Raw genomic sequence first — 21,919 nt, forward strand, 5'->3', positions numbered from 1 at the left:
ACAATTCCTTTCCAAATGGTTAAGGTTACGGACGCATACCATGTAGAGAAGGTCCTAACTGCTGGGGAAGGAGCTCATAGGCATCCTTTACCCATTCACATAAGAGAGGTCTTGAATCCCTTGGGTCGATAATCTCCTCCACACCAAAAGCTTCAGCAGTTCGGAACGGCGAACGAATTGACTCCATTCGCTCTAGTAGGTCTTTTAATAGTGCTTCAGGATCCTCACTCGCTTCAAGTTCCCTCCGATAAGCAACATGAACACCACCCTCGACTGGTAAAGAACCCCAATCGCCTGATGGCCAAGCATATCGTTGATTCAATCCATGACCATTTGACATCCCAGCACCACCAACCCCAAATACACGCCTCATAATAATTTCAATCATTGGAATCTTTGCTTGGTATACTGCTGAAATAGCACGCACCCCTTTTCGAATTGTTCCTTTCTTTTCATGAGGCAACCCAATCACCATTCCAGGTTGGTCTACAAGATTAACGATTGGAAGGTGAAACGTTTGACACATATCCACAAAACATTCTAACTTTTCAGAACTCTCAGCAGTTAGTCCTCCCCCATTTACAAATGGATCTGGTGCCAATACACCAACAGGGTGACCATTTAAACGAGCCAAGCATGTAACCGTACCGCCACCGTAATACCGGCCCATTTCAAAAATAGAATTATGGTCAAACAACATCGGCAATAACTCACGAATTTTATAAGGAGACCGACGATTTCTCGGGATAAAATTAATCAAGTTTTCCTCACGACGATTGGGGTCATCCTCTACTTGAGCAATCGAAGGTAACTGCCATACATTCGATGGAAGATAGGATAAAAACGCTCGAATTTGTTCAAATGCATCCTCTTCTGATTTTGCAACATTATCGACTGCTCCACTCGAACGATGGACTTGAATTCCCCCTAATTCCTCCTTCGTCAAATCTTGCCCCATCCCATATTTGACAACAGGTGGACCTGCTACAAATAATTGTGACGTATCCTCTACCATTACTGAAAAATGAGATGCTGCCACTCGGGCTGCACCTAACCCCGCAACAGATCCCATACAAGCAGCAACTACAGGGACCCGCTCCATATTCGCAACAACCAAATCCCATGCAGGATTTACAGGAATATAAGTATGACCACTCGAATCCAGCGTTTTCACACTCCCTCCACCACCAGTTCCATCCACGAGCCGAATAATTGGTAGTTGCAAGTCATGAGCTAAACGTTCGGCATACACTTGTTTCCCATGTATGGCACCATCTGCTGCTCCACCGCGAACCGTAAAATCATCGCCGCCTACTACAACCTTTCTACCATTTACTCGACCAGTCCCAAGAATAAAGTTTGCAGGAGTAAAATCGATCAAATTTCCATCCTCATCATATCTAGCTTTCCCCGCTATTGCGCCCGTCTCATGAAACGTTCCTTCATCTAGCAAACCATCAATTCTTTCTCTTACCGTAAGCTTGCCAAATGACTTATGCTTACTAACTCTTTCCTCCCCACCCATTTTACGAGCTAATTCTTCACGATACCGCAGTTCTTTTATTTCCGGTTCCCAACTCATGTAGACATTCCCTCCTAGAAATCTAGTATTTTTTCAGCTATCTCTTTATTTCTGTTCCTTTTATTGGTTTTCTCATAGTTCCAAATTTAACAGCATTCGGATCTATCATTGTATCCGCTGTATGTGTTTCACTTAGACCATAAGCTAATTCAAATAACCCAACACCAGTTAACCCCTTCCACCTATCGGAAATTTCCTCCGTTAATTGAATCCCAAAGCTCGTGCACGAGTTCATTCTTAAGGATCGAAAATCATACTTTCTAGCATCTGGATGATTCATGATTGCTACATTCATTGGAACGACCGTCTGTGACCGTAACATGATGACGTTGAATTACCTCAATAGTCGCTTCTGGAGAAAAACATTAAGTAGCACAATCGCTCCCCCAGAAAAAATGCCGACATTCATTCCAAGCATTCCAGCGATATGGCAAATTGGCATGACCGAAGACAATACGGCCGAATTATTGAATTTTCGAACTTCAGAGACCATTGTGTTTTATATAAGGCATTACGATACGTTAACATTGCACCTTTTGGCAACCCTGTAGATCCATAAGTGTAAACAATTAGGCTTACATTTCCATCTCGATTTCAACATTAGGACAATCTGGAGGAGTGACCTCTAATATATGTGTTAGGTCTAATAGGAATCTCCATTTTCATTGATTCCAAAATGACTACATCCTCCCCTTTACTTACACTGTCACCTGCTTTGACTAGTACTTTAAAAACATTCCCAGCCATTGAAGCCAATAACTGCATCATTCAACAACACCTCTAGGAAAGAATGGACTAGTGAATCTTTAATCACTTTTGTATACCTCCATGTAAAATACTTCATAATGACAATCAAAATAATAGTGAAAACTACGTTGTCTTCATTTTACCTGTTTACTATACTCTCAATGAATACTAAATATTCAGACAATATAAATCTATCTTATTATAACATACAAAGAATATGGGAGTGTCTAGCTATCAAATCTGGTTTTTCAATTCTCTACATCATGAGTGGTGTTTGGTCTATGTTAAGGGCTCCCAACCTAGAATCCCTGTCAATATTGGTCAACCATCTACACCATCATTCTCCATTTCTGAACAATCAGAGTTGACCTTCACCTATCCTCTCGATTTTAAAGTAAGGATAGTCTATCAAGATGGCAACCAACCTTTTACTCAGGATACGATTGATCTCCTTTACCACCTTTTGTATCCGCTTTATACCAACGCAGCAATGAACAGTAAAAATGTTGAATTGGAAAAGTTAATAGAAGGGGCACAAAATATTACCTCTCTTCTCGACATAGATGAACTTCTAAGAAACATACTTGATAGCGTAGCTGCAGTTATACCCGGAGCGAATACATCTGCTTTTTGGGTGTACGACCCTGCTATAGACCGTTTGGTATGCAAAGCTTATCGTGGTTGGAAAAGTGAAATTCTGCAGGTTCAATATAAAATCGGAGAATCTGTGACAGGAAAAACCTTCCGGGATGGGAAAACAAGAATTTTTCATTCCTTCCGAAAGGCTAATGAGGCAATGAAAGGTACGAGCAAAAGGAATTCAGAACTACTTTTAGCTGCTTTTTTTCATAAGGATTGGGTAAAAGCATCAGTAACCGTACCAGTAAAATTTCATAATGAAATTAGTGGGGTATTAAGTTTTCATCAAAATGGTCATGCTCGTGAACTAACCGATTGGGATTTAAAGCTTTTGAAAGGTCTAACAGCTCAAATCGCTATTGCGTATGAAAATGCACAATTATTCTCTGAAATTAAGCGAAAGAATCAAGTACTTGTACGCCGAAATGAAGTACATGCCACCTTAACAAAGCTCTCACTACAAAACAAAGAAGTCGGCAGCATTGCGAAAGAGCTAAACCGGATGATTAAACCAACCGTAGTTTTCGTGGATTTACTCGAAGAGGAATCTTATCCCAAAAGAGACCAGCGATATTTCACATTTGATGAATTATCCAAGATGTTGAGTGATCGTAAGCAACCCATTTATGTTGACCTATATGCACCAGATAAAAAATCCTTTTATATTTATCCAATCCTAGTCGGAAATGGCTGCTCAGCTTGTTTAGTAGTAACCGGGGACCCTCCATTAAGTCAACTTGACCATATGATTCTTGATGAAATAGATTTGGAAATTCAACGCATTATTAAAGAAAGCTATGCTCGTGCAAAACAAATCCTTACAGATAATCGCGATAAGCTTGATATTATTGCTAAAACATTGCTTGAAGTTGAAACACTTGATGCAGAGCAAATTCGACTTATCATCGAATTTTCAAAGTTTCATGATTTACAAGTATTAGAAACAAAAGTCCATCATTTTGTTTGGACAATTAAACAAAAAGTCTCTGAAAAAGGCAAAATCGTATTTGGAAATCACAACAAGGTCTTCCTTCTTTTTTCACTCGAAACCCCTTCAGATAAACCTAAGGTGATGAAACTGTTAAAATCCATTTTAACCGATTGGCAGGAGAGTGAAAGTATTCATTTGTACGCTGGAGTAGGGAGATTGTATAAAGGAAAAAAGTCTATTAACCGCACTCACAATGAAGCGACGAAAGCGTTAAGCTATTTACTCTCTTGTAAAACACCAGGGATGATTGATTATGCCGAGATTGGAATAAACCGATTATTCATTAACCATTCACAAGAAGAACTAGAGCAGTTTATTGAGGAGATCTTCTCGCCGTTAAATGCACCCAAGTTTAAACATAGTGAGCTCGAACTCACTCTAACCACCTATATTAATAACAATAGGTCGGCAACTACAACAGCGGAAACATTGCATATCCATATCAACACGCTCTATCAAAGGTTAAAAAGAATTGAAGATATCCTAGACATATCACTACAAGATTCTGAAGCTTTGTTAAAAATCCAGCTAGCCTGCCATTTACGGTCAACCTATATCTGAATACTTTGGATACTTGCGAAAGAAATACAATCTAGTAAAAGCTATTAAACTATAAAAAAAAGGTAACATCCCTTGTTAAAACATAGGGTTGTTACCTTTATTACAGAACTATAGTTTCTTATTTCACCACTAAAGTCTCCACATCTTTCTCACTAAACCGAATCGTCGCTTGTGCTGCTGCTAGTCGCGCGATTGGAACACGATAAGGTGAGCAGCTCACATAATCTAAGCCAGTTTGGTAACAGAATTCTATTGAACTCTTTTCCCCACCATGTTCCCCACAAATCCCTGTTTTCAATTCAGGTTTTGTTTGGCGTCCAAGCCTAACTCCTGTTTCAACAAGCTTACCAACCCCTTCCCGATCAAGGACCGCAAATGGATTATCAGGTAACACTTTATTTTCAATATACGCTTGAAGGAATTTCCCTTCCGCATCATCGCGGCTATAGCCAAAGGTTGTTTGCGTTAAATCATTCGTTCCAAATGAGAAGAAATCGGCTTCTTCAGCAATTTGGTCTGCAGTGAGTGCCGCACGTGGAACTTCAACCATCGTCCCAACCGTATAGACGAACTCTCTACCAGTTTCTTCTTTTACTAAATTAGCTGCATCAATGACAAGCTGGCGCATTTGCTTCAACTCATTTACATGTCCAACGAGTGGAATCATGATTTCTGGTTTTGCCTCGACTCCCTTGTCTGCTAATGTTGCAACAGCATAGAATATGGCTTTTGCTTGCATTTCATAAATCTCTGGATAGATCATTCCAAGGCGGCAACCACGGTGCCCTAGCATTGGATTAAATTCATCTAACTGGCGCACCTTTTTCAATAACAGTTCTTTCGCTTTTAACTCTTCAGAATTCGGGTTTGTTATCTGCAACTTTGTACACTCAACAATCAATTCCTCTTTATCCGGAAGGAATTCATGAAGCGGTGGATCAAGTAAACGAATCGTAACTGGAAAGCCTTGCATTGCTTCTAAAATCCCTTCAAAATCCCCTTGCTGCAATGGTAGCAACTTTGAAAGGGCAATTTGACGCTCATCATAATTTTCCGCCAAAATCATTTCTTGAACAAGTGGTACCCGTGTTGGATCCATAAACATATGCTCAGTTCGGCAAAGCCCAATACCTTCCGCACCAAATTCCCGTGCTTTCTGAGAGTCTTCAGGATTATCTGCATTTGTTCGAACACCAAGTTGACGAACCTCATCTGCCCAAACTAATAACTGTTGAAATTCATTAGATAGCTCCGGTTCGATCATTGGAATTTCTCCCAACATTACTTCTCCAGTGCCACCATCAATCGTAATAATATCCCCTTCCTTAACAACACTTTCCCCAACGTAAAATTCCTTCGCAGCTAAATCAATCTTGATTGCTTCACAGCCACAAATACATGCTTTCCCCATGCCACGAGCAACGACCGCAGCGTGACTTGTCATCCCGCCACGACTTGTGATTACCGCCTGAGAAGCTACAATCCCGTGAATATCATCAGGAGTCGTTTCCGGACGTACAAGAATGACTTTTTTTCCATCTTTCGCTAGAATTTCCGCCTCATCTGCATCAAAAACGACCGATCCTGTCGCCGCGCCAGGAGATGCCGGAAGTCCTTTGGCAAGCTGGGTCCGTTCGAATTTATCGTCAATTCGGCGGTGCAATAATTGGTTCAACTGATCTGGGTCAACACGCAACAAAGCTTCATCTTTGTTAATAATTCCTTCTTTTACCATTTCAACCGCAACACGTATTGCTGCCTGGGCAGTCCGTTTTCCGTTTCGCGTCTGGAGGATAAACAGTTGCCCACGTTCAACCGTGAATTCGATATCCTGCATATCACGATAATGCTGCTCTAACACTTTACAAGTATCAGAAAATTGTTGATATACTTCTGGCATTTCTTGTTTTAATGTATGAATAGGCTGTGGTGTCCGAATCCCAGCAACCACATCTTCCCCTTGGGCATTAATCAAATACTCACCATACAAACGGTTCTCCCCAGTGGATGGATCCCTTGTAAACGCAACACCTGTTCCGCAATCATTTCCCATATTTCCAAATACCATACTTTGGATATTTACAGCAGTTCCAAGATGACCAGGAATTTTATTTAAACGTCGGTACACGATGGCTCGTTGGTTATTCCATGAATCAAATACCGCATTTATGGACAAGAATAATTGTTCCTTAGGATCTTGCGGAAACGATTTCCGAGTATGCTTTTTTACAATTTGTTTGTACCCAACAATCACTTCTTTCCAATCTTCTGCTGTTAATTCAGGATCCGAACTGTAACCCTTATTCTCCCTTGTTTCTTCTAGTAATCTCTCAAAAAAGAATGTATCCACATCTAAAACCACATCGGAAAACATTTGAATAAACCGACGATAAGAGTCGTAAGCAAAGCGTGGGTTGTTTGTCAGTGTTGCCATTCCTTCAACTGTTTCATCATTCATACCTAAGTTTAAAATGGTATCCATCATCCCTGGCATTGAAAATACGGCACCTGAGCGGACCGAAACCAATAACGGGTTTGCTGGATTTCCTAGCTTTTTCCCCGTTTCAGCTTCCAATTCGGAAAGAGCTTGTAAAACTTGATTCTGAATCTCCGATGAAATACTTTGATTATTTTCATAGTAAGCGTTGCACGCTTCTGTAGAAATCGTAAAACCAAAAGGTACTGGCAATCCAATTTTAGTCATTTCTGCTAAGTTAGCACCTTTCCCTCCAAGAAGATTCCGCATCTCACTATTTCCTTCATTGAACAAATATACAAATTTTTTCATTATGTAAAGCTCCTCTCACTTTTCAGAATGTCTAAAATTTGACTTGCTGTTTCTTCCACCGCTTTATTCGAAACATTAATAACAGGACACCCTACCCGCTTCATAATTTTTTCAGCATAGTCCAGTTCCTCTAAAATACGTTCAAAGCTAGCATAGTTAGCTTGAGAAGTTAGACCAAGAGCTTTTAGTCGTTCTTTACGAATTTCATTGAGTTTATCAGGAGAAATAATTAACCCGACACATTTGCTCCTTGGCACATTAAATAGCTCTTCAGGTGGTTTTACTTCCGGAACTAAGGGTACGTTTGCCACCTTGTACCTTTTATGCGCCAAATACATCGAAAGCGGTGTCTTTGAAGTACGTGAAACTCCAATCAGGACAATATCAGAGCGGATAATTCCACGCGGGTCCCGACCATCATCATATTTTACTGCGAACTCAATCGCTTCAATTTTCCGGAAATAATCGTCATCTAGTTTTCTCATTAGTCCCGGCTGTTGATTTGGTGGCTTTTCAAATTTTTGTTCAAATGCATTCATCAATGGATTTAACAAATCCACCGCGACGATCCCTTCTTCAGCTGCCCGTCGATCCATATATTCTTTTAAATGAGGGATAACAATTGTATAAGCGACAATTGAATGATTGTGTTGTCTAGCTAAAATGAGAACATCCTCAATATCCTCTACATCCTCTACATAAGAATTTCTCCTAATGTCGATACTTCCTCCGTTAAATTGAGTGGCAACAGCTTTGACTACAAACTCGGCGGTTTCCCCCACAGAATCCGAAACAACATAAACTATTTCCTTCTTTCCCAAAGGTCTCTCACTTCCAATCTATTTAAATTTCCAGCATTTCAATATAAGCTCTTGTAATTGTTGTTTTCGTGATTCTCCCAATGACTTCATATTTTTTTTGTTCCTTATCCACTTCTCGAACAACTGGCAAAGAGTCAATATGATTATGTATGAGCTTCTGTGCCGCTTCGAGGAGGGTTTCATCAGGTTGGACGGTTACTATATTTGGCATTCTTGTCATAATCACACTTACCGGAAGTTCCTCTAAATTGTTATTACCTATCGCTGCTCTTAACAAATCTTTTCGTGATATTACACCTGCAAGTAATCCTTCTTCATCAACTGTATACAATGTACCTACATCTTCGAGGAAAATTTGTACAATTGCATCATAAACAGATGCCGACTTCTGTACCACGATTGGGTGTGCCTTATAGTGTTTAACAAGTTGCTTTGATAAGTTGGCGGTTGTCTTTTTTGTTTCACTCTGAGGGTTGTAAAAATAACCGACGCGGGGCTTTGCATCGAGGCTTCCAGCCATTGTTAAAATAGCCAAGTCCGGTCTTAATGTTGCACGAGTTAAAGAAAGCTTTTCCGCAATTTGTTTCCCGGTTATAGGACCATCTTCCTTAACAATTTGAAGAATTTCCTGTTGCCGTTTTGATAGTTTAATTGAAATCACCACCCCTCCTACGACACATTATTATGATACATTTATCCAGAACGCTTTGTTTAATGTGTTATGCTTTTTCATATATAGTATATTACATTTAATTACGGATAGGTACAAGAGAAATTTAATTATTTGACAAATTTCTGAATAAATTCGATGAATGTCCCAGAACGCCGAACGCAATAGCTCCAATTAAGGAAAATCATGACAGATTTCAACCCAATAGCGCTTGTATACAAAGGTAAACAAAAAAACCGCTCTAGCATAGAGCAGTTTTTTTAAATGAGCATTTTATTCATTTATTTCTAGAATGATTGGACAATGATCGCTCCCCATTATTTGAGCATCTATGTCCGCTTTTGTAATTGACGGAACCATTCTTTCTGATACAATAAAATAATCAATCCGCCAGCCAATATTTCGTTCCCTCACCTTGTTCATGTATGACCACCAAGTGTAAGCTCCTTCTTGGTCTGGATGCAAATGCCTAAAAGAATCAACAAATCCATTCTCCAAAAGTAAGCTCATTTTCGCTCGTTCCTCATCAGTAAATCCTGAATTCCCTTTATTTGATTTCGCATTTTTTAAATCAAGTTCACTGAAAGCAACATTTAAATCGCCACATAGGACGACTGGTTTTTTCTTATCAAGCTCAATTAAAAAGCCACGAAGCTGGTCTTCCCAAGCGAGACGGAAGGAAAGCCGTGCTAAATCTCGTTGGGAATTAGGTGTATAGACATTTACAAGGAAGAATTCGTCAAACTCAAGCGTAATAGCCCGCCCCTCACGATCATATTCATCTAACCCAATTCCATACTGAACGGATATTGGCTCAACCTTTGAAAATACCGCCGTACCGGAGTAACCTTTTTTCTCAGCATAATGCCAAAAATCTTGATACCCATCGAGGTCTAACTGAATTTGCCCTTCTTGTAACTTCGTTTCTTGTACACAGAAGATATCTGCATCAATTTCAGAAAAATAATCCATAAATCCTTTTTTATGACAAGCTCTTAGTCCGTTTACATTCCATGATACAAGTTTCATTACTCTTCCCCTTTGATTCTTCGAAGTCCGTCCTTTATTTACATCCTGAGCATCCACAATGCTCCTAATGATTATTTAACAAAAAAATAGGAATAACCATTAAGGCTATTCCTTAAAATTATAATCGAAAAGTTCAAAACTAGTAAGTCACTTGCTCAACCAATTTCTTCTACTCGATGCCTCGAAGAAGGTTAGCCATTTCTATCGCTGATGACGCTGATTCCCATCCTTTATTCCCAGCTTTTGTTCCAGCTCGTTCAATTGCCTGTTCGATAGAATCTGTTGTGATAACCCCAAAAATAACAGGAACACCACTGTTCATTGAAGCTGCATTCACTCCTTTTGCCGCTTCGTTGCAAACATAGTCAAAATGCGGCGTAGAGCCACGGATGACGGTACCGAGTGTAATCACTGCATCATAACGACCACTGTTAGCCATTTTTTGTGCAACAAGTGGAATTTCAAATGCACCTGGAACCCATGCAACATCAACGTCCGCTTCATTTACTCCATGTCTTCTTAATCCGTCTTCAGCACCACTAAGCAGTTTACTTGTAATAAATTCATTAAATCTTCCTACAACAATCCCAATTTTTAATCCTGTACCAATTAAATTCCCTTCAAATGTTCTCCCCATTATCTTTTCCTCCTAATTTTTAAATATGAAGTAAATGTCCTAACTTCGTCCTTTTTGTTTGTAGATAACGCTCATTTTCTTTATTAGTTTCCATTTGGATTGGTACACGCTCAACAACCTCAAGACCATAACCACCAAGACCACTAATTTTTCGTGGGTTGTTTGTCAATAATTTCATTTTTTGAACTCCTAGGTCTCGTAAAATTTGTGCCCCAATGCCATAATCACGTAAATCAGCAGGAAAACCTAGTTTTTCATTGGCTTCAACGGTATCTAAACCTTCCTCTTGTAGTTTATAAGCGCGCAATTTATTCAACAGTCCAATTCCGCGTCCTTCTTGGCGCATATATAGCAGCACGCCTCTTCCTTCCACTTGTATTTGTCGCAATGCTGCATGAAGTTGTGGCCCACAATCACAACGGTAAGAGCCGAACACGTCACCAGTTAAACATTCTGAATGCACTCTTACTAGCACCGGTTCATTTGAACAAACATCTCCTTTAACAAGCGCGACATGCTCCTTACCATCAATTGAATTTGTATAACCTATTGCTTTAAAATCTCCAAATTCAGTAGGTAGATCAATCTCCACTTCACGAATCACTAATTTTTCTTGCTGATTTCGATAGTGAATTAAATCTTTAATCGTAATCATTTTTAGTTCAAAACGGTCAGCAATTTCACGTAGTTGTGGTACACGCGCCATCGAACCATCCTCATTCATAATTTCACAAATGACACCCGCTGGCGCTGATCCTGATAATTTTGCCAAGTCTACAGCTGCTTCCGTATGACCTGCTCGCCTTAAAACTCCACCTTTTTTTGCCACGAGTGGAAAAACATGACCTGGCCTTTTAAAATCGGCCGGCTTTGACTCGGTATGAATTAATTCTTGGACCGTTCTGCTCCGTTCATATGCAGAGATTCCTGTTGTTGAGCTTTTATGATCGACACTAATTGTAAACGCAGTCCCATGGGGATCTGTATTATCCGTTGTCATTGGCTTTAGCTCAAGTTTGTCGGCAATCTCTTCTTCCAATGGGACACATACTAAGCCACGTCCATGAGTCACCATAAAATTAATCGTTTCCGCTGTTGTTTTTTCAGCTAAGGCGATAAAGTCTCCTTCATTCTCCCGATCTTCATCATCGCAAACGATAATGATTTTTCCAGCCTTTAAGTCTTTAATTGCCTCTTCAATTTTATCGAACATATTTTCTTCCTCCTTTCTACACAAACCCATTTTCTTTTAAAAAGCTCATTGAAATCGACGTTTTCTTCTGTGCTACGCCAGTATTTTTCAAATAATGACCAACATATTTACCAATCATATCGGTTTCAATATTGACAATATCCCCAATTTGCTTTTGACCAATAATAGTTTCTTCCATCGTGTGTGGAATTAATGAAATGGTAAACGTACGATCTGTGACACCGAATAGGGTTAGGCTTGTCCCATCAACGGTTACGGAACCTTTCAATACCATTCCGGTTGCTACCTCTTCATCTACTTCAATTTCATAATAAACGGCGTTTTCGACTCGTTCTTTACGGATGATCTTTCCTGTTCCATCAACATGACCTGAAACAAAATGGCCCCCAAATCGACCACCAGCTGCCATCGCTCTTTCAAGATTCACTTTAGAACCTGGTTGCATAGACCCGATATTGGTGGCATTTACTGTTTCTGGCATCACATCAACTGTAAATTCTGTTGTCTTAAAAGATGTGACGGTTAAGCAAACTCCATTAATCGAAATACTATCACCTAAGTGAACATCTTGAAGTATTTTATTCGCTTTAATGGATAACTCAAACATTGGACCTGCCTTCTGTATACCAGCAATAGTTCCAATCTCTTCAATGATTCCTGTAAACATCTACTTTATCTCCTTTCCCATTTTATCAGCCCTCAACATTTTCCAAAGTTATTTATGATGTCTCTAGGAAAACAACAAGAGCCCCTCCCTCGGAGCAACGAAAAAGGACCCCAAAGGTTCAGTCTGATCCTTTAGGGTCCTTAAAATGGCAATAGGAAATTAGGGTTAGACATAGGCAGAATTTTGCCCTAGAACTTAACCCAAGATTTTTAAATCTTCCTTCTCCCATCCAGACTTTCACTGTCGGCTCTGGAGTTTCACCAGATCCACCGTTTAACATGCGTTAACCGGGTCACGGACTAAGAAGCAAAGAGCTTCATCACCGCCGGTTGGGAATTTCACCCGACCCCGAAGGAAATAATATGATGTTTAAATATTATTATATGCATAACACAGTACATTTGAAAAGAGAATTGTTCGAAAAGAAGAAAAATATGTGAAATTACTTATGAGCAAACTCTCTTCTACCTCTGCACAACCAGCTCATTCCGGACATAAGTCCAGTTCTGTGGGGCTGCTAATTCAATTTGCCAATATGTCGTCCCTAAAAGTTGATACAAATCAATCAAATTGTATTTCGAAATAAAACTTCGAATGTCTTCAAACCAAACAACATGCTCTTGATTGTTTTGACGATAGGAATAAAAAGGAGCCTTTGCTTTTTCATCAAATTGGATTGGGCGCCAGTTGGCGAGCGCAATATTCTGTGCAGCAAGAGCAGAACGTCCGATCGTCGTATTACTAGGTAAGACTTTATCATATCCATATAGCGGCATCGCAATCTGCACTTTTTTAGGTATAATCTGTGAAATTGCGTAAAGAATAACATCTTCTACCCACCAAGCTGGTGAAACCGGATCTGGTGGACCACCCGGATATCCATAATCAATTGTCATGACTGCTACGATATCTGCAATACGCCCAATTTCACGGTAATCATATGCTCCAACAATTGGATTCGTTGGGAGGTCAGTTGTTTTAGCATGAACATTCACATGTAGGGTAAGAGGACCTAATGCATTTTTTAATTCCCTTAAAAATGTGAGAAAATCATTTCTCCGTCCTGGGGGGATAAACTCAAAATCTATACTAACTCCCCTATACCTTCGTTCTCGAACAAGTTGTACAAGGCTTTGTACAAGGTTCGCACGGAAGCTTGAATTTCCAAGCACTCTACCAATTAATTCCGCACTAAACTCACTATCCACTTGGTTTCGTATCATTAATAGCGGTAAAACTCCAAGGCTAAGGCTACGTGAAACTAAATTCCGATCTTCCAGTTGCACATAAGCATATCCTTCATCTGTAAGAGTATAGGCAGCAACCGCTAAGTACGTGAGTTGTTTTGCCAAATTAGTCACTTGCTGAATAGCAGCGGTCTCTGAATATGGAACACTAAACCCTAATGTAGAAAGTTCCATCAATTGATTGGTCGGTATTGAAATGACCATTCCGGGCCTAAGACTTGGTTCAGATGCTAACATCGGATTTAAATCAAGGATTGCCTCTATGGTCGTGTTATATCGAATTGCGATTTTCCAAAATGTATCACCTGTTTGAGTTCGATATTGCCTTTGACGAAGTGTAGACATGGGTTGCGGTAAATAGAGCGCCAGCCCTGGAGTAAGTTGATTTCCTGCAGGCAGCCCATTGATAGAAATAATATTTGAAATGGAAATTTTGTATTTCCTGGAAATCATCCATAGAGTTTCACCACTTTGTACTACATGGACAGGCATTCAACCACACCTTTTTCAGTCATTAACGTAGAACCAGAGAGAAGTTATTCCCCTCTCTACCTACTTTATAACCAGTTTATGGTCGAACATAACGAATATTCATAATGTCTAAGATGTTTCCTTATGCCCACTTTTTTGAATTCCGGTGTCCACGTCGATATCTTCCCTGAAAACAGTCATCACATATGGAAAACGGCGAATCATCAGGAAGTGGTTTTCCACAGCGTTTGCATTTTTTACGGAAGTTTTCTACCTCATCTCGCAAGTAAACATGGACCTCATCGCTAATTTCTTCCCGAACTCTTTCCCAATAGACTGCTTCCGTTCTTCGTCCTAACCGATATAAAAATAAAAGATGTAAACCAATCGCTTTATAGGTTAGCTCAAAATCCTCCAATCCTTTACGTTTTAATCGTGGTTCAGGTAATTCTTGGTCATCTGCTATTGCAATCATCGTATCTAGCCATTGGCGCACCAAAGCAGGCTCTTTTGATGCAAATGGTAAATGGAGGAATCCATACAATTCCATCATCGAAAACCGCGTTTCGATTGGCGTCCCACTAATCAGTTCGTATAAATCCTGTTCCTCAGTAAGAGAGGCCTTTTTCGTACCTTTTGGAGGATCGAATTTCTCCCACAATTCGAAAAATGTTCCTAAATCACGGAAATATTTTTGAAAGCGTTCAAAAACCGTCGATGTTGGTGCAATCGCGAATGTCTCAACAGGTTTATCTGTTTGTTCTAACAGCTTGTTCATATACTTAATATCAGATGTAAAAGCAACTTTTCCAATATCATAAATTCCTTTTCGACCAGCTCGGCCGGCAATTTGTTTCACCTCTTGAGACGTCAGCCTTCTGCGCCTCGTGCCATCAAACTTTTCTGTTTCCAAAAACACAATTCTCCTGATGGGCAGATTTAATCCCATCCCAATTGCATCGGTGGCAACAACAACTTTTGTCTCCCCAGAATTAAACAATTCTATTTGCTTCTTCCTTGTTTCCGGAGGCATACTACCGTATATCATACTAACACTATGTCCACTTCGTTTTAATTTTGCTGCTGTTTCCAATACCCTCTTTCTGGAAAAACATATGAGGGCATCTCCTTTTTTCGTGTGTTTTAATTCGAACTCCTTTTGCTCAACTTCAAGCGGTGTATCGCGAGTATATTCATGAAGCTCTATTTCAACCCCTTCTAGGAGATTAAAGAGCATATCTTTAATATTCCAACTACCGATAATATGAACTTCTTTCGCCTTTGCATTCGTAATAGCCCGATACCAAGAAAATCCTCGGTCCTTGTCAGCTAACATTTGAGCTTCATCGATTACAATCACGTCATAATAATCTTTCTCGTGAAACATCTCAACTGTGCTTGAAATATGTGTTGCTCCTGCCACTATTTTCTCTTCTTCCCCGGTCTTAAGTGAGCAAGGAACGCCATCCGCATTCAATTTGTCGTAAACCTCAAGTGCTAATAATCTTAACGGAGCTAAATATAAACCCGATTCCGCTGCTTTCATTTTTGATAGTGCGTGATGCGTTTTTCCAGTGTTGGTTTCACCGATATGTAATACATAACGTAAATTTGTTCCGACAGAAGGAATATAAGCTCTACCAAAAATGTCTTCCATAATTCGTTTTTCTTCAGCTTGTTTCCGTTCAAATTCAATCCGTTCTTCTTCTTTTCTCCGCTCCCTTTCCGCCTGATCATATTCCAACCGTTCTTGATGCACTTTTTCATCAAAAGGCAAATCAGCTAGGGTTAATAGATCACTAAGGTATTCTTCCTCTAATTCTTGCATGCACTCATCCGTGATATCCAAACATTCATGATCAAACCATTCTAGAAATTTAGCCTCTGTAAACTTCCCTTGAAAAAAGTTCGCATATTCTTCTTCCAACTGATTTGGGAACTCTTTGACCACTAAGTTTGGAACGAAATCATAAATATACCCTAAAAGGACTTTTTCATAAAAATCAAAATATGTTTCATAAGCAAAAGTCCGCTTTCCCCAATCAAAAGAAGATTGAACGCCTCCTGTTAACTCTTCAAAGAACTCTGCCACCCTGTTGTAGTCATTCGGGTTCAACTGACCTGTGTCTACTAGTCGTTCTTCTAACCTAAACGGCTCGACATATCCATATTTTGGATTTTGCTGCAAATCTTTCTTTAACTGCTTCGCAACATAATGACGCACTTTTAAAAATATAAACAGAAAATTTTTTTCTAAATAGTCATCAACCCATTTCTGAAGCTGGAATATGAATGCCTGCTGTTTCTGTTCTGCTTCAGCTTTCAAGATTCGTTGTTTGTGCAATTCCCGAGCGTATTCATATTTGTCTTTCCATAGTTCAGGTTCGTGGGCAAAACGTCCATCTAGCCATTTGACAACATCAAAAGGTTCAACATCTCTAACCTCATTGCGGAACAATTTGTTTATAATTTTTTTGTCGACCCCTTCTGTTTCATATCCTTTCATTTTTAGATATTTTTTCTTTTCTTTTTTTGGTACATCATTTGACGCTTTCGTAATCCAAACATTTGTCCATATTTGTTCAATAAAATGTTTCCTGTCTTCTAAGTATTCTTGATAAGAACGGAACATTTCATTTCTACCTAAGTATGCATTTATATCTTCCATTAATTTTTGTTTTGTTTGATCAATCGCAATTGGGTATATTTCTTCTAATTTGCCCATCTTTATTCCCCTTTCTGCGTTTCTATTTATTATATGTAAAAAATATCTGTTCAATTATTATAAAGAAGTTTGCCGATACTTGTTATATCATAAAACTCCATAAAAAAGCGTAAATTCCCAATGGGAATTCACGCTTTGTAACTTAGGGTCTAGGCTCCGAAGAACGGTATCTGTTTCCTATGACATATTTAATGTCATGCGGCTTTTCTCACCTTCGAAGTCACCAATATTATATTCAATTTCCGTGAATGAGTGCAATAATTCCTTCTTCGTCATCTAGAATTAATTCAATTCCAGAAAAAGGGTCTCGACCTAAAAACTGATCAACCCACATTCGAAGTGCCTCGATCATATTTTGTTTTATTAGTATTTGTTGTCGTCCATTCACATAGGTTTCCGCGGAAAAACCGTAATCATCATCATACATTAATTCCACTTGTACCTCTTCAGGCTTCACTTGTTTTTTATCAGCGAGATACAAACAAATGGAGTTAACAATATCTTGTTCACTAACTTTTAGCGGCGCCACTGGTCTTCCTCCCGTGTGCGATTTCGCTGTTTAATCATTGAAATAACTTTGCTAATAACCATGAACAGTAGCAGAATTCCAATAATGTTGATAGCCATGCCAAATAATGGTCCTAAGCCACCCATACCTGCTAATAAACCACCAAAGAGTAAACCAGCTAAACCTCCATACATCATTCCACGCATGAAGCCACCATTATTATTTCTTGTCGTTGTCGCATTGTTTCGGTTTGTTACATTGTTATTTTGGCGGTTTACATTATTATTTTGGCTTGGACTGGTTGGATTAAAACTCTTGGACCCGGAACGGTATTTCTTGGCACTAACCTCCGTTTGTTGAATGTCTTGAAAAACGAAATTTCCTACTGGCGAAAACACAATTGTCATCGCAATCATTGCTGCTAATATTTTTTTGACCATTTTCTTCCTCCTCTGGTGCCTTTTTTCTACAACCTTTTTTACGTTTCAATCTCTAAAAAGTTCCCAAATCTCATAAGAATTTTTTAACTCCCTATTTAAAATAATGTTTTTTCTTGATTCTTTCAATAAATTAAGCCTTTTTAACGTGCCCAATATTTTTACAATTTATGTTTTCATAAATTAGTCACAATTAGGTGACTAAGTAGGAATGACTTCCATGTTAGAATCAATCTAAACGGGTTTTGCTGTGACATAAATCACACATTCCACAACTTTCCTGCAAACACCATGAGCAAATTGTGAAAAAATGAACATTATTGTGGTATAATGTGCAGGGTTTGTTTATTTCAGAAAGGAGACCTCTTATGAAAGGAAAATGGATTTTCTCATCCGTACTTATCACCATCGCTGCCATTTTGTCGGGCTGTGAACCTTTGCTGGTCTTAGATCCAAAAGGACCTCAGGCAGAAAGGCAAGCACAAGACATTATGTTATCGATTGGAATCATGTCATTTATTGTTTTAGCAGTCTTTGCACTATTGATATTTGTTCTAATAAAATATCGAGCATCTAAGCAAAGTCCAGATTATGAACCGCCACACATGGAAGGGAATATTTGGGTAGAAGCAATTTGTGTGGGTATCCCAGTTTTAATTGTTGCTTACCTATCATTTGTTTCTGTTCAAAGTAACTATATTGTAGAAGCAACGCCTGAGAAGTATGAGGACCAAGAACCTTTAGTCGTTTACGCTTCATCTTCGAACTGGAAATGGCATTTTAGTTACCCAGAAGAAGAAATTGAAACAGTCAACTACTTATATATTCCAACAAATCGTCCGCTTGAGTTTAAACTTTATTCTTATGGACCGATAACTAGTTTCTGGATTCCACAATTAGGTGGTCAGAAATATGCCATGAGTGACATGGTTACAACGCTCCATTTAGCCGCTGACGTTCCTGGCGAGTTTGTAGGACGAAACGCCAACTTTAGTGGTCAAGGATTTGCCGAAAATACTTTTGATGTAACAGCTATGTCTCAAAAAGATTTTGATGATTGGGTAGATGAGGTAAAAGATACAGCTGACCCATTAACCGAGGAAAAGTTTGATGAACTATTAGAACCTGGACATCTAGGTCGAATGACGTTCACTGGAACACATTTAGATTTCATGCCACCTCCAGATCATGATCATGGATCTTCTGATTCTGAAGAAGGAAATGAACATCAAAATCATAGCGAACAAGATAAGGACTCAGACCATAGTAATCACTAAAACTATGGCTAGCTTACTAGAATCATAAAGATTTTACCGAAAGGAGAAACAACAGGATGGAATTTTTCGAACGGTTTGCTGTACCACATCCAAGCCCTGCAATTTATGCCTCAATGGTTGCGATTGGCCTTGTAGTCATTGCGATTATTGCCGGTTTAACATATTTTAAGAAATGGGGCTATTTATGGCGAGAGTGGTTAACAACAGTTGATCATAAACGAATCGGGATTATGTATTTAATCTCCGCATTGATCATGTTGTTCCGCGGTGGTGTTGATGCAGTTATGATGCGTGCTCAGCTATCAGCTCCAGAAAATACATTACTTGATGCACAGCATTATAATGAAATCTTTACAACTCACGGAGTTGTCATGATTATCTTTATGGCAATGCCATTTATCTTTGCTCTCATGAATATCGTTGTACCATTACAAATTGGAGCACGTGACGTTGCGTTCCCACGCCTAAACGCTTTAAGCTTTTGGTTGTTCTTTATGGGAGCAATGCTTTTCAACATTTCGTTCGTAGTTGGTGGATCACCAGATGCAGGTTGGACTTCTTACTTCCCACTTGCAGGAAATGACTTTAGTACCTCTGTAGGTACGAACTATTATATGTTAGCGATCCAAATTTCAGGTATCGGTTCTCTAATGACCGGGATTAACATGATTACAACGATCCTTAGAATGAGAGCACCTGGTATGACATTGATGAAGATGCCAATGTTTACATGGTCAACTTTCATCGCGAATGTTATCATTGTTTTCGCTTTCCCTGTATTAACGGTTGCGCTAGCAATGGGAACAATGGACCGTCTATTTGGAACCCAATTCTTCACAATGGAAAATGGCGGTATGGATATGCTTTGGGCCAACCTATTCTGGGTTTGGGGTCATCCGGAAGTTTACATCCTAATCTTACCGGCATTCGGTATCTATAGTGAAGTAATTTCAACATTTTCTAGAAAGAATCTATATGGTTATAAATCAATGGTGGCATCAATGGTTGTTATCTCACTCATGTCATTCTTAGTGTGGGTTCACCATTTCTTCACAATGGGTCAAGGTGCGTTAACTAACAGCATCTTCTCGATTACGACAATGGCGATTGCCGTACCAACCGGGGTGAAAATTTTCAACTGGTTGCTTACAATGTATAAAGGTAAAATCACCATTACAACGCCAATGCTTTATTCATTACTCTTTATCCCATTGTTTACACTCGGTGGAGTAACTGGTGTAATGCTTGCAATGTCAGCAGCAGATTATCAATACCATAATACAATGTTCTTAGTGGCTCACTTCCACAACGTAATTATTCCTGGTGTTGTCTTTGCGATGCTAGCGGGACTCACTTACTATTGGCCAAAAATGTTTGGCTTCATGCTAAATGAAAAAATCGGGAAATGGACAGCATGGTTGCTTTCAATTGGTTTCCTATTGGCGTTTATGCCTATGTATATTACTGGTTTAGACGGTCAAGCACGTCGGATGTACACGTACTCTGAAGCAACTGGTTTTGGAACATTAAACATGATCTCGTTCGTCGGTGCGATTATTATGGCCGTAGGCTTTGCCTTGATTGTTTATAATGTTTATTACAGTACACGTTATGCATCAAGAGATATAAGTTCTGACCCATGGGATGCTCGAACACTTGAATGGTCTACACATAACCCAGTTCCAGAATACAACTTTGCAATTGTTCCAGAGGTCAAATCAAGCCAAGCTTTATGGGATGCAAAGAAAGAAGGACACAACCTGTTTAAAGGAAAGTATGAAGAAATTCATATGCCAAACAATAGTGGCGCACCATTTCTAATGAGTGTAGTCTTCTTCATCTGGGGATTTGCTATGATCTTCAGCTTATGGATTCCTGCAATAATTGCGACTATCGGAATCTTTGCTTTCATGGCACACCGTTCGTTCGAACAAGATCATGGACATCATATTTCAGTTAAAGAAATAGAAGAAACAGAAACTAAAATGCGAGGTGCTAAATAATGAAAATGGATCACTCGCTGCCACTTGAATATAGTACTGACCAGAATAAATTAAATATTTTAGGTTTCTGGATTTTCCTTGGGGCCGAAATTATGCTCTTTGCTACCCTATTTGCAAGCTACTTTACACTTGCGAACCGCACGGGTAATGGTCCTACTGGAGCAGAAATTTTCGAAATTACACCTGTATTGATTGAAACGTTTTTACTGTTAACAAGTAGTTTTACCATTGGCTTAGGGATTCATGCAATGCGTCTCGGCAAGCAAAAAGCGATGCTAACTTTCTTCTCTGTTACATTGCTACTTGGGTTAGCATTCTTAGGCGTTGAAATCTACGAGTTTGTTCACTATGTTCATGTTGGAGCTGGGCTGCAAACAAGTGCATTCACTTCCATTCTATTAACAACATTAGGAACACACGGAGCCCACGTAACACTAGGTTTGTTCTGGGGATTATTCATTATCCTTCAAATTAAAAAACGCGGTTTAACTCCGCAAACAGCAAATAAATCATTTATTTTCTCGTTATACTGGCATTTCCTAGATGTTGTTTGGATTTTCATCTTCAGCTTCATCTATTTGAAAGGAATGATGTAATATGAAGGAATTATTTCCAGCAAAACAAGTCCTAGGATTCGCCTTTTCCATATTATTAACCGTGGTTGCTCTTGCAGTAATTTTCCTGGATATGTCATTTCAAATGGGTATGCTTATCCTGCTCGTAACTGCCTTCGTTCAAGCTGGAGTTCAGTTAATCGTATTTATGCATGCTGGTGAAACAGAAGATCGCCCAGCAATTTATACAAATATTTATTACGGTGTAATCATTGCTATTGTTACGGTCTTGGGAACTTTGTTAACAATGGTTTGGGATATGTAAATAATCTCTTAGAAGGAGTACCTTTGG

19 protein-coding genes, 1 pseudogene and 1 riboswitch are annotated in these 21,919 nt (G+C 39.2%); of the genes and pseudogenes, 5 read left to right on the top strand and 15 right to left on the bottom strand.

The window, feature by feature from the left end:
* Positions 1 to 25: 25 nt before the first annotated feature.
* The 4 genes and pseudogenes from M3182_RS13520 to M3182_RS13535 all read right to left on the bottom strand — a co-directional run.
* Positions 26 to 1,582 (bottom strand): acyl-CoA carboxylase subunit beta, encoded by a 1,557-nt coding sequence (locus M3182_RS13520; protein WP_251558462.1) that lies wholly within the window; start codon positions 1,580 to 1,582, stop codon positions 26 to 28.
* Positions 1,583 to 1,619: 37 nt separating this feature from the next.
* The gene (locus M3182_RS13525) at positions 1,620 to 1,904 is read right to left on the bottom strand and encodes a hypothetical protein (RefSeq protein WP_432806706.1); all 285 of its coding nucleotides are present in this window, start codon (positions 1,902 to 1,904) and stop codon (positions 1,620 to 1,622) included.
* Between the two features lie 83 nt (positions 1,905 to 1,987).
* Positions 1,988 to 2,125: a hypothetical protein gene (locus tag M3182_RS26510; protein WP_432806583.1), complete on the bottom strand. Its 138-nt coding sequence runs from the start codon at positions 2,123 to 2,125 to the stop codon at positions 1,988 to 1,990.
* A 102-nt stretch (positions 2,126 to 2,227) separates the two neighbouring features.
* Positions 2,228 to 2,350: pseudogene (locus M3182_RS13535) on the bottom strand (biotin/lipoyl-containing protein); the annotation flags it as partial.
* 253 nt (positions 2,351 to 2,603) lie between these two features.
* Here M3182_RS13535 and M3182_RS26190 point away from each other — a divergent pair.
* Complete coding sequence (locus M3182_RS26190; protein WP_285868084.1) at positions 2,604 to 4,520, top strand: helix-turn-helix domain-containing protein; 1,917 nt, start codon at positions 2,604 to 2,606, stop codon at positions 4,518 to 4,520.
* A 118-nt stretch (positions 4,521 to 4,638) separates the two neighbouring features.
* Here the strand turns inward: M3182_RS26190 and ppdK are convergent, their stop codons facing one another.
* The 11 genes from ppdK to M3182_RS13605 form a co-directional block, all read right to left on the bottom strand.
* Positions 4,639 to 7,308, bottom strand: a complete 2,670-nt coding sequence (gene ppdK / locus M3182_RS13555; protein WP_251558464.1) for a pyruvate, phosphate dikinase — start codon at positions 7,306 to 7,308, stop codon at positions 4,639 to 4,641.
* Positions 7,308 to 8,129, bottom strand: a complete 822-nt coding sequence (locus M3182_RS13560) for a pyruvate, water dikinase regulatory protein (RefSeq protein WP_251427031.1) — start codon at positions 8,127 to 8,129, stop codon at positions 7,308 to 7,310. Before M3182_RS13560 ends, ppdK begins: the two co-directional genes overlap by 1 nt.
* A gap of 22 nt (positions 8,130 to 8,151) precedes the next feature.
* A complete protein-coding gene (gene ccpN, locus M3182_RS13565) occupies positions 8,152 to 8,787 on the bottom strand; it encodes a transcriptional regulator CcpN (RefSeq protein ID WP_349775454.1) in 636 nt (211 codons plus the stop codon).
* A gap of 285 nt (positions 8,788 to 9,072) precedes the next feature.
* Positions 9,073 to 9,828 (bottom strand): exodeoxyribonuclease III, encoded by a 756-nt coding sequence (locus tag M3182_RS13570; RefSeq protein ID WP_251427026.1) that lies wholly within the window; start codon positions 9,826 to 9,828, stop codon positions 9,073 to 9,075.
* A gap of 169 nt (positions 9,829 to 9,997) precedes the next feature.
* Positions 9,998 to 10,465: a 6,7-dimethyl-8-ribityllumazine synthase gene (gene ribH, locus M3182_RS13575; RefSeq protein ID WP_251427023.1), complete on the bottom strand. Its 468-nt coding sequence runs from the start codon at positions 10,463 to 10,465 to the stop codon at positions 9,998 to 10,000.
* Between the two features lie 19 nt (positions 10,466 to 10,484).
* A complete protein-coding gene (locus M3182_RS13580; protein ID WP_251558469.1) occupies positions 10,485 to 11,678 on the bottom strand; it encodes a bifunctional 3,4-dihydroxy-2-butanone-4-phosphate synthase/GTP cyclohydrolase II in 1,194 nt (397 codons plus the stop codon).
* 16 nt (positions 11,679 to 11,694) lie between these two features.
* Entirely contained in the window at positions 11,695 to 12,345 is a 651-nt protein-coding gene (gene ribE / locus M3182_RS13585) for a riboflavin synthase (RefSeq protein ID WP_251427017.1), read from the bottom strand.
* 213 nt (positions 12,346 to 12,558) lie between these two features.
* A riboswitch (FMN riboswitch) is annotated at positions 12,559 to 12,705 on the bottom strand.
* A gap of 104 nt (positions 12,706 to 12,809) precedes the next feature.
* Complete coding sequence (locus M3182_RS13590; RefSeq protein WP_251558471.1) at positions 12,810 to 14,084, bottom strand: LysM peptidoglycan-binding domain-containing protein; 1,275 nt, start codon at positions 14,082 to 14,084, stop codon at positions 12,810 to 12,812.
* Positions 14,085 to 14,205: 121 nt separating this feature from the next.
* Entirely contained in the window at positions 14,206 to 16,788 is a 2,583-nt protein-coding gene (locus M3182_RS13595) for a helicase-related protein (protein WP_251558473.1), read from the bottom strand.
* Positions 16,789 to 17,023: 235 nt separating this feature from the next.
* On the bottom strand, positions 17,024 to 17,317 hold the full coding sequence (locus M3182_RS13600; RefSeq protein ID WP_251427007.1) for a YxcD family protein: 294 nt from the start codon (positions 17,315 to 17,317) through the stop codon (positions 17,024 to 17,026).
* The gene (locus tag M3182_RS13605; protein WP_251427004.1) at positions 17,305 to 17,736 is read right to left on the bottom strand and encodes a hypothetical protein; all 432 of its coding nucleotides are present in this window, start codon (positions 17,734 to 17,736) and stop codon (positions 17,305 to 17,307) included. The genes M3182_RS13600 and M3182_RS13605 overlap by 13 nt, the downstream gene beginning before the upstream one ends.
* 365 nt (positions 17,737 to 18,101) lie before the next feature.
* Here M3182_RS13605 and qoxA point away from each other — a divergent pair, with 365 nt between their 5' ends.
* Genes qoxA through qoxD form a run of 4 tightly spaced genes read left to right on the top strand, consistent with a single transcriptional unit; the run spans position 18,102 to position 21,892 of the window.
* Positions 18,102 to 19,010, top strand: coding sequence for a cytochrome aa3 quinol oxidase subunit II (gene qoxA, locus M3182_RS13610; protein WP_251427001.1), 909 nt, complete (start codon positions 18,102 to 18,104; stop codon positions 19,008 to 19,010).
* A gap of 56 nt (positions 19,011 to 19,066) precedes the next feature.
* Entirely contained in the window at positions 19,067 to 21,013 is a 1,947-nt protein-coding gene (gene qoxB, locus M3182_RS13615) for a cytochrome aa3 quinol oxidase subunit I (RefSeq protein WP_251426999.1), read from the top strand.
* On the top strand, positions 21,013 to 21,609 hold the full coding sequence (gene qoxC, locus M3182_RS13620) for a cytochrome aa3 quinol oxidase subunit III (protein WP_251426994.1): 597 nt from the start codon (positions 21,013 to 21,015) through the stop codon (positions 21,607 to 21,609). Before qoxB ends, qoxC begins: the two co-directional genes overlap by 1 nt.
* A gap of 1 nt (position 21,610) precedes the next feature.
* Positions 21,611 to 21,892 carry a cytochrome aa3 quinol oxidase subunit IV gene (gene qoxD, locus M3182_RS13625; protein ID WP_251426991.1) on the top strand — a complete coding sequence of 94 codons (282 nt, stop codon included), beginning with the start codon at positions 21,611 to 21,613 and terminating at the stop codon, positions 21,890 to 21,892.
* Positions 21,893 to 21,919 lie beyond the last annotated feature (27 nt).

Source organism: Mesobacillus maritimus (assembly GCF_023715205.1).
In the GTDB taxonomy this organism is placed as follows: domain Bacteria; phylum Bacillota; class Bacilli; order Bacillales; family Cytobacillaceae; genus Mesobacillus_B; species Mesobacillus_B maritimus_C.

What these genes read in the sequence shown, in the direction of transcription:
- qoxA (WP_251427001.1), top strand. Translation starts at nt 18,102, where the DNA reads ATGAAAGGAAAATGGATTTTCTCATCCGTACTTATCACCATCGCTGCC.
- M3182_RS13520 (WP_251558462.1), bottom strand. Translation starts at nt 1,582, where the DNA reads ATGAGTTGGGAACCGGAAATAAAAGAACTGCGGTATCGTGAAGAATTA.
- qoxB (WP_251426999.1), top strand. Translation starts at nt 19,067, where the DNA reads ATGGAATTTTTCGAACGGTTTGCTGTACCACATCCAAGCCCTGCAATT.
- M3182_RS13595 (WP_251558473.1), bottom strand. Translation starts at nt 16,788, where the DNA reads ATGGGCAAATTAGAAGAAATATACCCAATTGCGATTGATCAAACAAAA.
- ribH (WP_251427023.1), bottom strand. Translation starts at nt 10,465, where the DNA reads ATGGGGAGAACATTTGAAGGGAATTTAATTGGTACAGGATTAAAAATT.
- ppdK (WP_251558464.1), bottom strand. Translation starts at nt 7,308, where the DNA reads ATGAAAAAATTTGTATATTTGTTCAATGAAGGAAATAGTGAGATGCGG.
- M3182_RS13570 (WP_251427026.1), bottom strand. Translation starts at nt 9,828, where the DNA reads ATGAAACTTGTATCATGGAATGTAAACGGACTAAGAGCTTGTCATAAA.
- M3182_RS13580 (WP_251558469.1), bottom strand. Translation starts at nt 11,678, where the DNA reads ATGTTCGATAAAATTGAAGAGGCAATTAAAGACTTAAAGGCTGGAAAA.
- qoxC (WP_251426994.1), top strand. Translation starts at nt 21,013, where the DNA reads ATGAAAATGGATCACTCGCTGCCACTTGAATATAGTACTGACCAGAAT.
- ribE (WP_251427017.1), bottom strand. Translation starts at nt 12,345, where the DNA reads ATGTTTACAGGAATCATTGAAGAGATTGGAACTATTGCTGGTATACAG.
- M3182_RS13605 (WP_251427004.1), bottom strand. Translation starts at nt 17,736, where the DNA reads ATGGTCAAAAAAATATTAGCAGCAATGATTGCGATGACAATTGTGTTT.
- M3182_RS13525 (WP_432806706.1), bottom strand. Translation starts at nt 1,904, where the DNA reads ATGTTACGGTCACAGACGGTCGTTCCAATGAATGTAGCAATCATGAAT.
- qoxD (WP_251426991.1), top strand. Translation starts at nt 21,611, where the DNA reads ATGAAGGAATTATTTCCAGCAAAACAAGTCCTAGGATTCGCCTTTTCC.
- M3182_RS13590 (WP_251558471.1), bottom strand. Translation starts at nt 14,084, where the DNA reads ATGCCTGTCCATGTAGTACAAAGTGGTGAAACTCTATGGATGATTTCC.